This is a genomic window from Planococcus daihaiensis (assembly GCF_049262615.1).
Taxonomy (GTDB): Bacteria; Bacillota; Bacilli; order Bacillales_A; family Planococcaceae; genus Planococcus.
Genome location: NZ_CP175504.1, coordinates 1,710,740 through 1,723,700, shown reverse-complemented (window position 1 = coordinate 1,723,700; position 12,961 = coordinate 1,710,740). Strand labels below are relative to the sequence as shown.

The 12,961-nt window shown below is 46.9% G+C and carries 12 protein-coding genes and 1 other annotated feature; all 12 genes read right to left on the bottom strand.

All coding sequences use genetic code 11. From position 1 onward, the window contains the following. Positions 1-5: 5 nt before the first annotated feature. Entirely contained in the window at positions 6-758 is a 753-nt protein-coding gene (rlmB, locus tag DHX103_RS08230; protein WP_422121833.1) for a 23S rRNA (guanosine(2251)-2'-O)-methyltransferase RlmB, read from the bottom strand. Continuing rightward, positions 755-1,117: a Mini-ribonuclease 3 gene (locus DHX103_RS08225; protein WP_422124741.1), complete on the bottom strand. Its 363-nt coding sequence runs from the start codon at positions 1,115-1,117 to the stop codon at positions 755-757. Before DHX103_RS08225 ends, rlmB begins: the two co-directional genes overlap by 4 nt. Positions 1,118-1,178: 61 nt before the next feature. Next, entirely contained in the window at positions 1,179-2,579 is a 1,401-nt protein-coding gene (gene cysS, locus DHX103_RS08220) for a cysteine--tRNA ligase (RefSeq protein WP_422121832.1), read from the bottom strand. Further along, positions 2,576-3,238, bottom strand: a complete 663-nt coding sequence (gene epsC, locus DHX103_RS08215; protein ID WP_422121831.1) for a serine O-acetyltransferase EpsC — start codon at positions 3,236-3,238, stop codon at positions 2,576-2,578. The genes cysS and epsC overlap by 4 nt, the downstream gene beginning before the upstream one ends. Positions 3,239-3,289: 51 nt before the next feature. Further along, positions 3,290-3,505, bottom strand: a binding site (T-box leader). 42 nt (positions 3,506-3,547) lie between these two features. Then, a complete protein-coding gene (gene gltX / locus DHX103_RS08210) occupies positions 3,548-5,011 on the bottom strand; it encodes a glutamate--tRNA ligase (protein WP_422121830.1) in 1,464 nt (487 codons plus the stop codon). Positions 5,012-5,068: 57 nt separating this feature from the next. Next, a complete protein-coding gene (ispF, locus tag DHX103_RS08205) occupies positions 5,069-5,551 on the bottom strand; it encodes a 2-C-methyl-D-erythritol 2,4-cyclodiphosphate synthase (RefSeq protein WP_422121829.1) in 483 nt (160 codons plus the stop codon). Beyond that, complete coding sequence (gene ispD / locus DHX103_RS08200; RefSeq protein WP_422121828.1) at positions 5,548-6,243, bottom strand: 2-C-methyl-D-erythritol 4-phosphate cytidylyltransferase; 696 nt, start codon at positions 6,241-6,243, stop codon at positions 5,548-5,550. Before ispD ends, ispF begins: the two co-directional genes overlap by 4 nt. Before the next feature lie 21 nt (positions 6,244-6,264). Further along, the gene (locus tag DHX103_RS08195) at positions 6,265-7,362 is read right to left on the bottom strand and encodes a PIN/TRAM domain-containing protein (protein WP_422121827.1); all 1,098 of its coding nucleotides are present in this window, start codon (positions 7,360-7,362) and stop codon (positions 6,265-6,267) included. Positions 7,363-7,456: 94 nt separating this feature from the next. Then, entirely contained in the window at positions 7,457-8,833 is a 1,377-nt protein-coding gene (radA, locus tag DHX103_RS08190) for a DNA repair protein RadA (protein ID WP_422121826.1), read from the bottom strand. A 66-nt stretch (positions 8,834-8,899) separates the two neighbouring features. Continuing rightward, entirely contained in the window at positions 8,900-11,338 is a 2,439-nt protein-coding gene (locus DHX103_RS08185; protein ID WP_422121825.1) for an ATP-dependent Clp protease ATP-binding subunit, read from the bottom strand. Beyond that, on the bottom strand, positions 11,335-12,435 hold the full coding sequence (locus DHX103_RS08180) for a protein arginine kinase (RefSeq protein ID WP_422121824.1): 1,101 nt from the start codon (positions 12,433-12,435) through the stop codon (positions 11,335-11,337). The genes DHX103_RS08185 and DHX103_RS08180 overlap by 4 nt, the downstream gene beginning before the upstream one ends. After that, a complete protein-coding gene (locus tag DHX103_RS08175) occupies positions 12,425-12,958 on the bottom strand; it encodes a UvrB/UvrC motif-containing protein (RefSeq protein ID WP_422121823.1) in 534 nt (177 codons plus the stop codon). Before DHX103_RS08175 ends, DHX103_RS08180 begins: the two co-directional genes overlap by 11 nt. Positions 12,959-12,961: the final 3 nt, after the last annotated feature.

Here is a 12,961-nt window from a genome sequence, read left to right as displayed (position 1 = left end):
ATCGCTTAACCTATTGGATGGCGCTTCCGATAGACTTCATACATGAGCAGGCTCGCTGCCACCGAAGCATTCAGGGAAGTTACATGGCCGACCATCGGCAGCTGATACAGGAAATCACATTTCTCACGCAGAATCCGGCTCATGCCTTTGCCTTCGCTGCCAATGATGACCGCCAGTGGCAACGATGCGTCCATTTTGCGGTAATCCACGGATTCTTTCGCATCCGTTCCGGCAATCCAGACGCCGCGCTTTTTCAACTCGTCGACGATTTGCGACAGGTTATTCACCCTCACGACCGGAATATGTTCAATCGCACCGGTCGACGATTTGGCGACGACCGCCGTCAAACCGACTGCACGGCGTTTCGGAATAATCAAACCGTGTGCACCGACCGCATCCGCCGTCCGCATGATCGATCCTAAATTATGTGGATCTTCCAGTTCGTCAAGGATCAGGAAAAACGGATCTTCTGAACGCGTCTCCGCCACTTTGAACAGATCATCCAGTTCCGCGTAATTATAAGCGGCAACCGCTGCGGCAACCCCCTGGTGATTCGAATCCGTCAGGCCGTCAATTTTCTTCTTTGGCACAAACTGGACGATGACCTTCCTGTCATTTGCCAGCTGCAACAGTTCATGAATGCTTCTTTTCTGGACGCCTTCAGCAATCCAGATTTTATTGATATCGCGGTCCGCCCGAAGCGCTTCAAGCACAGGGTTTTTGCCTCCAATGATTTCGGACTCTAATTCCTCACTCATTTGATCACTCCTCTCGACTCTTCTATGATACCGATGGCGTACGCCATAATTTCGGTGACCCGCTCCGTATGGCGTTTTAAATAATTCCAGCCCAGCACCGCTTCGAATGCGGTGCTGAAATTATAAGTTTGCACATCGGTGTTCTTCGGCACTGAACCCGATTTGGCATTGCGGCCGCGCCGCATAACGGCCAGTTCGGTTTCGGACAGGAACCCTTCTTCCGTCAATCTTTTCAGCACGATAGCCTGCGCTTTCGCCGAGACGAACGTCGTCGACATCCGGTGCAATGTATTCGGCTTGACTCGGCCCGAGCGCAGCAAATGTTCGCGCACCGCCTGCTCATACACAGCGTCTCCCATATAGGCGAGAGCAAGGGCGTTCAATTGGTCAACATCCTGATAACGTAATAATTCCAATCCCTTACCCCCTCTTCCAGCGCGTGCCCTGGGCCGTATCTTCCAGGATGATATTCTTTTCTTTGAACAAATCACGGATTTCATCCGCGCGGGCAAAGTCACGGTTTTTGCGTGCTGCAATTCGCTCTTCCAATAAAGCCTCAACTTCTGCGTCCAGCAATTCTTCTTCCTGTTTGAAAGGCAGACCTAGCACTGCCGCCAGCTCATCGAATACTGCAAGGAATGTTTCCATGACTTCCGCGGACGTTTGCTTCTCCAGAAGATAAGTGTTGGCAAGACGGGACAAATCAAACAGCTTCGAAATGCCGTGTGCTGTATTGAAATCATCGTCCATTGTGATAATGAATTCTTTTTTGATTTCCTCGATTTTTGACAGCCAGATGTCGGAATGGTCCCCGAGTCCTGCGGATACACCCAAGCGATGCTTCAAGTTTGAATACGATGTCCGCAAACGCTCCAGTCCGGCAACGGCGTCTTCCACCAATTGCTGCGAATAATTGATCGGATGGCGGTAATGCACTGACAGCATGAAGAAGCGCAGCACCTGCGGATCCATTTCTTTCAAAATATCGTTCACCAAAACGAAATTATTCAATGACTTCGACATTTTTTCATTATCTATATTGATATAACCATTATGCATCCAGTAGCGGGCAAATGGTTTTCCAGTATAAGCTTCCGACTGGGCGATCTCATTTTCGTGATGCGGGAAAGTCAGATCCTGTCCGCCCGCGTGGATATCAATCGTGTCGCCGAGATGTTCACGCGCCATGACCGAGCACTCGATGTGCCAGCCTGGACGTCCTTCACCCCATGGGCTTGCCCAGGAAATTTCATTCGGCTTGGCCGCTTTCCACAGCACAAAATCCAGTTCATCTTCTTTTTTGTCGCCGGTTTCAATGCGGGCGCCGATTTTCAATTCGTCGACTGACTGATGTGACAATTTGCCGTAGCCATCGAATTTGCGGGTGCGGTAATAAACATCACCCTGCGATTCATAGGCAAAGCCTTTTTCGATCAGCGCCTCGATGAATTCAATAATCTGATCCATATGATCCGTCACACGCGGATGTTCGTCTGCCACTGCGCAGCCGAGTGCTTCCGTATTATCGAAATACGCCTTGATGAAACGTTCGGCAATTTCCGGCACGGTCTCACCGAGCTCATTGGCAGCTTTGATCAGCTTATCGTCGACATCCGTAAAATTGGAGACATATTTCACATCGAATCCCCGGTATTCGAGATAACGGCGGACCGTATCATAGACAATCACCGGACGGGCATTGCCGATATGGATGTAATTGTAGACAGTCGGGCCGCACACATACATTTTCACTTTGCCCTCTTCAAGCGGGACAAACGGTTCTTTCTTTCGGGATAATGAATTAAAAATCTGGATCGTCATCGGGCATTCCCTTCTTTCTTGTTGGCTTGTTTTAACAGTTCCACTTCACGTTGAAGCTCAGCGATTTTCATTTCCATCGAATTGCAGATATCCGCTACAGGGTCGGGCATATCCTGGTGGTTAAAGTCTTTCTTGATCCTGACACCGTCTTGAATGACGATTTTCCCCGGAATACCGACCACCGTCGAATTCGGCGGTACATCCTTCAGCACGACCGATCCGGCACCGACTTTCGAACTCTCACCTATCGTAATAGATCCCAGCACTTTCGCTCCTGTCGCCACCAGCACATTATCTTCCAGCGTCGGATGGCGTTTGCCGGACTCTTTCCCGGTGCCCCCTAACGTCACTCCCTGAAACAGCGTGACATTATCGCCGATGATACACGTTTCGCCAATCACGACACCCATCCCGTGATCAATAAAGAAGCGGCGCCCAATAACGGCACCTGGATGGATTTCGATGCCGGTAAAAAAGCGGCTGATCTGCGAAATGACCCGTGCGATAAAAAATAATTTATTCTTAAAAAAGAAATGGGCCAGACGGTGCGCCCATATGGCATGCAATCCGGAATAGGTAAGAATTACTTCCAAATAATTTCTTGCAGCCGGATCCTGATCAAATACAACAGCCACATCTTCTTTCAATGTCTTTAACATCTTGCTCCACCCCTTTTACTGCAAAATAAAAAACGCCCCTGTCAATAAATTGACAGAGACGCATAATTGCGCGGTTCCACTCTGATTAAAAAGGGAAAACCCTTTTTCTCTCGGCACCCGTAACGCAGGTGAAACGTCTGGTCTACTCGATTCGACTCAGCACTCAGAGAGGCATTTCCATGCGGCAGCGGCCCGGATCCCTTTCAGCCGATAAGGATCCTCTCTGGAGAGCTTGCTGCATGTACTTCTTCTCGTCAACGATTTTCTGATAGTAAATTCATTTTACACTTTTGTGTTTATAAGTCAATCTTATGCACTTGCGTATTGCGCCACGCGCGCGATCGTTTTCTCTTTGCCCAGCAGCGCAATGGCGTCCGGCAATTCCGGGCCATGCGTCTGCCCAGTCGTCACAACACGAATCGGCATAAAGAGGTTCTTCCCTTTATGTCCGGTCGCTTTTTGGACAGCTTTGATTGCCGCTTTAATTTCCGCTGGCTCAAAAGCTTCCAGTGCTTCCAACTGTTCTTTGAAAGAAGCCATCACTTCCGGCACCTGTTCGCCGGCAAGCACTGCCTGCTCGTCTTCGCCGTAATGAAGGTCGTCCGAGAAGAATTGTTCCGACAGCTCTGTAATTTCTGCGCCGAAACTCAATTGGTCGTGGTAAAGAGCAACGAGACGCTCTGCCCATGCCTGCTGATCTGCGTCCATCGCTTCCGGCAATCTGCCCGCCTTCTGTAAATGCGGCACTGCTAGTTCAACCACTTCTTCAAGCGGCATCTGTTTGATGTATTGGTTATTCATCCACGTCAATTTCTGCTTATCAAACATCGATGGAGATTTTGACAAACGGTTCGCATCAAAGATCCGGATCAATTCCTCTTTCGAGAAAATCTCCTCTTCCCCTTCAGGCGACCAGCCGAGCAGCGCGAAGAAATTAAACAGCGCTTCCGGGATATACCCAAGCTCTCTGTATTGAGAGATGAACTGGAGAATCGACTCATCACGCTTCGACAATTTCTTGCGTTCTTCATTAATGATCAGCGTCATATGGCCATAAGTTGGATGCTCCCAGCCGAATGCATCATAAATCATTTGCTGGCGCGGTGTGTTCGACAAATGCTCTTCGCCGCGGAACACATGCGTAATCTTCATCAAATGATCGTCCACGACGACTGCGAAGTTATACGTCGGAATGCCGTTGGTTTTCACCATCACCCAATCGCCAACATCTTTTGATTCGAATGAAATCGGTCCACGCACCAGGTCGTCAAACTTATACGTAACGTCAGTTGGCACTTTGGCGCGGATTGTGTAAGTTTTGCCGGCAGCTTCCCGCTCTTTTACCTCTTCAGCCGTCAGATTGCGGCAAGTTCCGCTGTATTGCGGTGCAGCAATGCCCGCCGCTTTTTGCGTTTCGCGCTCTGCTTCCAGCTCTTCTGCTGTACAAAAACATTTGAACGCCATTCCTTTTTCCAGCATTTCATCGGCATAGCCCTTATAAAGATCCAAGCGTTCCATTTGGCGGTAAGGGCCGTAATCGCCACCGACATCGACGGATTCGTCGTAATCGATGCCCAGCCACTTCAAGTTATCCAGCTGAGATTCGATGCCCGTTTCAATATTGCGTGCCGTATCCGTGTCTTCGATGCGGACGATGAATTTCCCGTTATGATGGCGTGCATATAAATAATTGAAAAGCGCTGTCCGGGCTCCACCGATATGTAAGTGCCCAGTCGGACTAGGTGCATAGCGTACGCGTACTTCTTGTGTCATTTGATTTCCTCCTAGAAAACTTTTATGTGTGCTATTTTATCATTCAATCTGTACCCTTTAAACCTTGCGCTCCACCAATAGGATCACAGCGAGTGCAGCGATTCCTTCTTCGCGCCCTAAGGATCCGAGCTTTTCATTTGTTGTCGCCTTGACGTTGACCTGCGAAACATCCGCTTCCAATAAACCGGCGATCGACTCTCTCAATTGTTCGATGTAAGGAGCCAGTTTCGGTTTTTGTGCAATCACCGTGCAATCCACGTTGCCCAGCTCGTATCCCTGTTCTTTCACATATTGCCAGATATGCGTCAACAACTTCTTGGAATCAGCATCCTTGAATTCCGGATCCGTATCCGGGAAGTGCTTGCCGATATCACCGCCGCCAATTGCACCCAGTGCCGCATCCGTAATTGTATGCAATAACACATCCGCATCCGAATGGCCGAGCAGCCCTTTATCATGGGGAATTTCAATTCCTCCCAGGATAAGCGGCCGGCCTTCCACCAATTGATGCACGTCATACCCTTGTCCGATTCGAATCATTGCTGTTCCTCCTGTCTGCGACTCTCCAAGATAGCCTTGCCGTAAATCAAATCATCCGGCGTCGTCATTTTCACATTTTCATAATTGCTTTCAATAATTTTTACCGGATGCCCCAGCCGTTCAACCAGCATGGCTTCATCGGTCCCAAGAAATCCTGCTTCCGAAGCCGCTGTTGCCGCTCCTTTTATCAATGAATAATCAAACGCCTGCGGGGTTTGGATAATCCATAAATTGTCACGCTCCACCGTCTCCGTAATCACACCGGATTCTGCTTTTTTAATCGTATCCTTCACCCGCACCCCTGCAATCGCAGCACCGGAATCGGCCGCTTCTTGCGCCAGCCGTGAAATTACGTCCGCATCAATAAACGGGCGCGCTGCATCATGGACAAGCACCACGTCACAGGCGGGAATCATATCGAGACAGGCTCTAACACTATCCTGCCTTTCAGCTCCACCCACAGCGTATCCCGCCACTTTCGAAATTTCATAGTCTTCTACAAAATTCTCGATTAACGCCTTTTCATCGTCCTTTACCGCAAGCCAAATCGACTCACAATTCGGGTCCCGCTGAAAAACTTCCAGCGTATAGATGAAGATCGGCTTATCGAATAACTCCAGCAGCAATTTGTTCCTATTCGCTTTCATCCGCTTGCCGCTCCCCGCGGCAGGCAGCACTACTGTATATCTCATAAGTTTACATCCTTTTATCGATCATTTTCCGTTTCGCGGTTTCGCAAAAATCATGCGTCCTGCGGAAGTTTGCAGCACACTTGTCACGGTGACATCAATGGCGTCACCGATGAATTTTTTGCCGTCTTCGATAACAATCATCGTGCCGTCATCCAGATAGGCAACGCCCTGATTCTGCTCTTTGCCGTCTTTGATGACGACCACATGCATATCTTCCCCCGGTATCACCACCGGTTTTACGGCATTGGCCAAATCATTGATGTTCAATACCGGTACATTATGAAGTTCACAGACTTTATTCAAATTAAAATCATTCGTCACGACTTGCCCGCCCATTTTCTTGGCCGCACGCATCAATTTCAAATCCACTTCCGCCACTTCATCAAAACTTTCTTCCGTAATCATGATTGCGCCTTCGCGCTCACTTTGCAGCCGTTTTAAAATGTCGAGTCCGCGGCGCCCTCTTGTGCGTTTCAAGGTATCCGATGAATCCGCAATATGCTGCAATTCCGATAACACGAATTGCGGCACGACAAAAATGCCTTCCATAAAACCAGTAGCTGAAATATCGGCAATCCGGCCATCGATGATGACACTTGTATCCAATAATTTATAAGCCGTTTTCTTTACCGGCAATGCGGCAATTTCATGATCCTCTTCATTTTTCTTATTCGTTAATGCAAGCTTTGCTGGCGTCAGCATGCCGAGCATCTCATCGCGCTTCTGAAAACCGACTTGGAACCCGAGATAGCCAAGGACCACAGAAAGGATAATCGGAGCAGCAGTAGCAACAAGCGGAATATCGATTGTACTAAGTGCGAAGCCGATCAGGAAAGCAACGATCAAGCCGATAATTAGGCCCACTGTTCCGAACAGCAAATCCGGTGTCGGTGCATGGAGCAATTTTTCTTCCATCCACTTCATAAATCGGACCAGCGAATCAGCAAACAACAATGATAATAAGAAAAATACTACAGCTCCCACCAGAGCGGAAGCAATTGCGTTATTGATCCAGGGGTTGTCAAACATAGGTATGAGTTCAAAAACATAAGGTAAGAATATAAGCCCGACAGTTGCACCAATCAATAGAAATAACACTTGAATGATTCTTTTTAACATATTTCCACCTCCTTCTCTTCAATTATACACATATCATTTACAAAACGCTGTTGAGACCCCGCAGCCGAAAAAATTAAAAGGGGCTATAAGCCCCTTATTGTGGAAAAATTTCTTTCAATGCATCATTTACTGTTTCTACTCCGACCACTCGAATACCTTCTGGGAAATCCCAACCGCCAATATTCGACTTCGGAACAATTGCCCGTTGGAAGCCGAGCTTCGCCGCTTCCTGCACCCGTTGTTCAATCCGGGAGACGCGCCGAACCTCGCCGGTCAAGCCAACTTCGCCAATGATGCAATCAAAACCGTTCGGCGCGATATCGCGGTAACTGGAAACAATGCTCGCCAGCACCGCCAAATCGATTGCCGGTTCATCCAACTTCACTCCCCCGGCCACTTTGATATAAGCATCTTGTGCCTGAAGCAGCATACCCATCCGTTTTTCCAGCACCGCCATTAACAACGACACACGGTTCTGATCAAGCCCCGTCGCCATCCGCTTCGGATAATTAAAGCTGGACGGCGTGACCAACGCTTGAATTTCCACCAGAATCGGACGGGTTCCTTCCATTGAAGCGACGACCGTCGAACCTGCTGATCCGCTGGAACGTTCCTGAAGAAACAGCTCGGATGGATTGAGTACTTCTTTTAATCCGCTTTGCAGCATTTCAAAAATCGCAATTTCATTCGTAGAACCAAAACGGTTTTTCACACTGCGCAAAATGCGGTACGTGTGATGACGTTCCCCTTCAAAATAAAGGACCGTATCCACCATGTGCTCAAGAATTCGCGGCCCCGCAATCTGGCCTTCTTTTGTCACATGCCCCACCAGGAAGATCGCAATATTTTTCGTCTTGGCAATTCGCATTAATTCCGCTGTACTTTCACGGACTTGCGTCACACTTCCCGGAGCTGACGTAACTTCCGGATGATGAACCGTCTGGATCGAATCGACGATAACGAAATCAGGATTTACTTCATCAATCGTATGATTGATTAATTCAAGATTGGTTTCGGCGTAAATATACAAATTGGAAGAAGACGCATCAAGACGCTCTGCCCGGAGTTTTGTTTGACGAACGGATTCCTCACCGGAAATATAAAGCACCTTACTGCCGCTATTAGCGAGCATCGCCGATACTTGCAGCAGCAATGTCGATTTCCCGATCCCGGGGTCTCCGCCGATCAACACCAGTGAACCCGGCACGATTCCGCCTCCAAGTACGCGGTTCAATTCGCTGAGTTCCGTTTCCACCCGCGGTTCATCCTGTGTTTCAATCGAATTGATAGGCGTCGCTTTTTGAGGTGCAGCGGCTGTATGCTGGAATGTACTCCGTGTGCCTTTTGGGACTGCCATCTCAAATTCCTCGGTCATTTGATTCCATTCTCCACAACTTGGACATTTCCCCATCCATTTTGCCGATTCGTATCCACACGACTGGCAGACGAATTTCGATTTCTTTTTGGCCATGTGCTCCTCCTTCTAATGAAAAACCGCTCGCCGGAAATCTCTCCGGCGAGCGGAATATCTGATTGCTTATTTCTTTACAGGTTCATTTGTCCGTACGATGAATTCATCGTTCTCTACATCAAAGATGATGCGCTGGCCTGCAAGAGCTGTGCCTTTTAATAGCTCCTCAGACAAGCGGTCTTCAACGTGCTTCTGCAATGAACGGCGAAGCGGACGCGCTCCATATTCTGGATCGTATCCTTCTTTCGCAATCTTATCAAGAGCCGCCTCAGTCAATTCAAGGTTGATATCCTGCTCTTTCAATCGATCCGCCAATTGTTTTGTCATCAGCGTTACGATTTCACGAAGATTTTCTTTCTCAAGTGAATGGAACACAATCATGTCATCCACGCGGTTAAGGAACTCTGGACGGAACGCTTTCTTCAATTCCGCCAGCATTTTCGATTTCATATCCTTATAATCCGTTTTTGCATCATCCAGATTGAAACCGACGTATTTATTGTATTTCAATTCTTCCGCACCAACGTTTGAAGTCATAATGATGACCGTATTGCGGAAATCGACGCGACGTCCTTTTGAATCCGTTAAACGGCCGTCTTCCAACACTTGTAAAAGAATATTGAATACGTCTGGATGCGCTTTTTCAATTTCATCAAGAAGAATGACCGAATATGGTTTTCTGCGGACCTTCTCAGTAAGTTGGCCGCCTTCATCGTAACCGACATAGCCTGGAGGTGAACCGACCAGACGGGAAGTCGAATGTCTTTCCATGTATTCCGACATATCGATGCGGATCATTGCCTCTTCGTCTCCGAACATTGACTCAGCCAAAGCTCGCGCCAATTCCGTTTTACCCACCCCAGTAGGCCCAAGGAAAATAAATGAACCAATCGGACGCTTCGGATCTTTCAATCCGGCACGCGCACGTCTGATCGCCTTCGAAATGGAAGTAACAGCTTCATTTTGGCCAATAACACGCCCGTGAAGAATTTCTTCCAGATTCAATAATTTATCGGATTCAGTCTGAGCCAGTTTTGATACCGGAATGCCTGTCCACATGGATACGACTTTCGCAATATCCTCAACAGTCACTTCAGACTCTTCCTTGCCTTGCTTTTCTTTCCATTCTTTCTTGGTTTTCTCCAATTGATCTTTCAGCTTCTGTTCTGCATCACGCAGAGAAGCCGCTTTCTCAAATTCCTGGCTCTGCACTGCTTCATTTTTCTCTGAACGTGCTGCTTCGAGATTTGATTCCATCTCCTTCAGATCCGGTGGAGTGGTATACGAACGAAGTCTTACTTTTGAACCCGCTTCATCAATTAAATCAATCGCTTTGTCCGGAAGGAAACGGTCTGAAATGTAGCGGTCAGACATTTTCGCTGCCGCGTCAATCGCCTCATCCGTGATTTTCACACGGTGATGCGCTTCATAACGATCACGAAGCCCTTTGATAATCAAGATGGATTCTTCTACAGTAGGTTCGTCCACTTGAATTGGTTGGAAACGACGCTCAAGAGCAGCATCTTTTTCAATGTATTTACGGTACTCATCCAATGTAGTAGCACCAATACATTGCAATTCGCCTCTGGCAAGTGCCGGCTTCAGGATATTCGAAGCATCAATCGCACCTTCTGCTCCACCTGCGCCGATCAAAGTATGAAGTTCGTCAATAAACAGAATGACATTGCCTGCCTGGCGTATCTCATCCATCACTTTTTTCAAACGATCCTCAAACTCACCGCGATATTTAGTTCCTGCAACAACTGTACCCATATCCAGCACCATGACACGTTTATCGCGCAAAGTTTCCGGAATTTCATTGTTTACAATTTGTTGGGCCAAGCCTTCCGCAATTGCCGTTTTACCTACACCCGGCTCCCCGATCAGAACTGGGTTATTTTTCGTCCGTCGGCTCAAAACTTCAATCACACGAGTAATTTCGTCACTTCTGCCAATTACAGGATCCAGACTGCCTTCACGCGCAACTTGTGTCAAATCACGGGCTAAACCGTCCAATGTCGGCGTATTTGCCGATGCGTTCGGGCTGCTTCCTGTCGAAGCCTGCTCGTTGCTGCCAAGCAATTGCAACACTTGTTGACGGGCTTTATTCAAACTTACGCCAGCATTGCCCAGAACCCGAGCAGCGACGCCTTCACCTTCACGGATAAGCGCCAAAAGCAAATGCTCTGTGCCTATATAGGAATGACCCAGTTTTCTGGATTCATCAACCGACAGTTCAATAACTTTTTTCGCTCTCGGTGTATAATGCACGATTGGCCCTACATCTTTTTCGCCGATGCCTACAAGTTCCGTAACTCCTTCTTCGATCAACTGCGTATTCACTTCAATCGCTTCCAAAGCTTTGGCTGCAATGCCGCCGCCTTCGCGAATTAAACCAAGTAAAATGTGTTCCGTTCCAATAGATTCATGTTTCATACGAATCGCTTCTTCTTGAGCCAGTTGAAGAACCTTCTGTGCTCTTTGTGTAAATCTGTTGAACATCATACAGAATCCTCTCCTTCTTTATCTCCGTTAATTTTGTATTCTTGTTTCAATCGTTCCCTGAAAAGTTTTGCCCGGGCAATATCACGCTCATTTGGTGATAGCGGCTTCTCTGAATAATGCTGGAGAAACGCCGGCTGCATAAAAATCATCAATTCATTCAGGATCGACATGTCGATATTCTCGATCAACTTCAAATCTATTCCCAATCGGACATCCGAAAGGCATTTTGCCGCCTCTTCAGTTGTCAGCAACCTTGAATAAGTGAGTACCCCGAGCGATCGGTATATGCGATCTTCGAGTTTCAAAGGCGAATTAGTTAAAATCGCTTCTCTGGCTCGGCGTTCCTGCTCAATAATCTGCTCGGTCATATTCTGCAAATCCTGAAGAATCTCATATTCTGATTTGCCAAGAGTCAATTGATTGGAAATCTGATAGACATTCCCCAAAGCTTCGCTACCTTCTCCATAGATACCCCTTACAACCATTCCTAAGCGTGAAATAGCCGGAATAATACGGGTGATTTGCTGTGACATTGTCAGCGCGGGCAAGTGCAACATTACCGAAGCTCTCATGCCTGTTCCTGTATTAGTTGGGCAACTGGTTAAATAACCGAATTTCTCATGAAATGCATACTGCAAACTCTGTTCCAGCATTGAATCCAAGTCATTAGCGGTCTTATATGCCTCCTGTAAATGAAAGCCAGATTGCAAACTTTGAATGCGCAAATGATCTTCTTCATTTATCATGATGCTCAATTCTTCATTTTTAGAAAGTAAAACCGAACCTGAGTGCATCCCTGTAGCCAAATGCGGACTGATCAAATGCTTTTCCACCAATAATTCTCTTTGTAGTGGAGAAATTTCATGTATATCAATATGCGTAAATTCCAAATGCAACTCTTCACCCTTATCCAATAAAACAGATGAAACAGCTTTATCAACTTTTAAAGCCTCATCTTCGGTAAAAGCATACGGAAATTTAAACTCTCTGAGATTTCTCGCCAACCTTATTCTGGTGCTCATAGCTATATCTGCGTTTTCACCATCATTTGCCATCCAACTACTCGCTCTGGGAATTAAAAACTGATCAATTGCCATGATTAGCACTCCCTTCGAGCTCTTTATTCAATTCTCGAACCTCATCTCGCAACTTTGCTGCTTCTTCGAATTCTTCAGCTTCTATAGAAGCCTTTAATTGTTTCCTTAATTCTTCAATTTCTTTCTTTAATTTTAATGTACTTCCATAAGACGCTGGAATTTTACCTGTGTGTTCTTTGTTTCCATTATGAAGACGCTTAAAAATTTCTTCAAGATTTGATTCAAAGGCATCATAACATGTGGCACAGCCGAATTTACCCAACTTCAAGAAATCGTTAAATGTAAATCCACATGAAGGGCAAACTGAAACTTTCTTTTTAACCGGACTTACCGATGGTGATTGAGATGGAAACCAATTTGAAAGCAATTGGTTAATAGCAAGTGGATCTTGTTCAAATGCCATGTTTATATTGTGATATTCTGCCGCGCAAACATGGCACAGTTGTCTCTCTATATACTGTCCATTTCTTTTCTGTTTCACTAATACAGATGCAGGACGTTCTCCGCATTGACTGCAAATCATCAT

What these genes read in the sequence shown, in the direction of transcription:
- DHX103_RS08180 (WP_422121824.1), bottom strand. Translation starts at nt 12,435, where the DNA reads ATGGCAATTGATCAGTTTTTAATTCCCAGAGCGAGTAGTTGGATGGCA.
- rlmB (WP_422121833.1), bottom strand. Translation starts at nt 758, where the DNA reads ATGAGTGAGGAATTAGAGTCCGAAATCATTGGAGGCAAAAACCCTGTG.
- DHX103_RS08195 (WP_422121827.1), bottom strand. Translation starts at nt 7,362, where the DNA reads ATGTTAAAAAGAATCATTCAAGTGTTATTTCTATTGATTGGTGCAACT.
- cysS (WP_422121832.1), bottom strand. Translation starts at nt 2,579, where the DNA reads ATGACGATCCAGATTTTTAATTCATTATCCCGAAAGAAAGAACCGTTT.
- radA (WP_422121826.1), bottom strand. Translation starts at nt 8,833, where the DNA reads ATGGCCAAAAAGAAATCGAAATTCGTCTGCCAGTCGTGTGGATACGAA.
- DHX103_RS08185 (WP_422121825.1), bottom strand. Translation starts at nt 11,338, where the DNA reads ATGATGTTCAACAGATTTACACAAAGAGCACAGAAGGTTCTTCAACTG.
- DHX103_RS08175 (WP_422121823.1), bottom strand. Translation starts at nt 12,958, where the DNA reads ATGATTTGCAGTCAATGCGGAGAACGTCCTGCATCTGTATTAGTGAAA.
- ispD (WP_422121828.1), bottom strand. Translation starts at nt 6,243, where the DNA reads ATGAGATATACAGTAGTGCTGCCTGCCGCGGGGAGCGGCAAGCGGATG.
- gltX (WP_422121830.1), bottom strand. Translation starts at nt 5,011, where the DNA reads ATGACACAAGAAGTACGCGTACGCTATGCACCTAGTCCGACTGGGCAC.
- DHX103_RS08225 (WP_422124741.1), bottom strand. Translation starts at nt 1,117, where the DNA reads ATGGGAGACGCTGTGTATGAGCAGGCGGTGCGCGAACATTTGCTGCGC.
- ispF (WP_422121829.1), bottom strand. Translation starts at nt 5,551, where the DNA reads ATGATTCGAATCGGACAAGGGTATGACGTGCATCAATTGGTGGAAGGC.
- epsC (WP_422121831.1), bottom strand. Translation starts at nt 3,238, where the DNA reads ATGTTAAAGACATTGAAAGAAGATGTGGCTGTTGTATTTGATCAGGAT.